We start from the raw sequence: 654 nt of genomic DNA, 5'->3' as shown, positions 1-654 counted from the left end.
TGTGGTGCCGGGTGCGGGGGCGGTGGTGGATCAGGCCGTGGCGCGGTTGGGTTCGCGGGTGTCGGGTGAGATCACGACGTTGCACGTGGAGACAAGGACGGATCCGACGGCGTCGGTGCGGGGGTTGTTGGAGCAGTTGGTGGAGGCTCGTCGGGTGGTGGCGGAGTGCGCGGCGGTCGACGGGTTGCGGATCGTGGCGACCGGTACGCCGGTGTTGCCGGGTGCGACGGCGCCGCCGGTGACGCGGGGGCCGCGGCAGGATCGGGGTACGGCGACGTTCCGGGGGTTGCACGACGAGTTGGCGATCTGTGCGTTGCACGTGCACGTGGAGTTGCCGGATCGGGAGCGGGCGTTGCTGGTGAGCAATCATCTGCGGGCGTATCTGCCGTTGTTGATCGCGTTGACGGCGAATTCGCCGTACTGGGAGGGGCGGGACTCCGGTTACGCCAGTTGGCGGTCGATGACCTGGCCGCGGTGGCCGGTGGCGGGGCCGCCGCCGCGGTTCACGTCGGTGGCTCACTACGAGCGGGTCGTGGAGATGTTGTCGGCGGCGGGGGCGATCGTGGATCCGGGGACGTTGTTCTGGGACATCCGGCCGTCGGTGACGCATCCGACGTTGGAGGTGCGGGTGGCGGACGTGCCGGTGTCGGCGTG

General features: G+C 70.2%; 1 protein-coding gene. It reads left to right on the top strand.

Annotation, left to right across the window (positions count from 1 at the left end; all coding sequences use genetic code 11):
- Positions 1-58: 58 nt before the first annotated feature.
- Positions 59-654, top strand: a 596-nt coding sequence (locus tag F6X68_RS32955; protein ID WP_255474826.1) for a YbdK family carboxylate-amine ligase, incomplete at its 3' end; no start/stop codon positions are given.

The organism is Micromonospora sp. AMSO12t (assembly GCF_008806585.1).
GTDB lineage: Bacteria > Actinomycetota > Actinomycetes > Mycobacteriales > Micromonosporaceae > Micromonospora > Micromonospora reichwaldensis.
The sequence above is the reverse complement of the archived record's forward strand: the minus strand, read 5'-3'. Positions and strand labels throughout refer to the sequence as shown.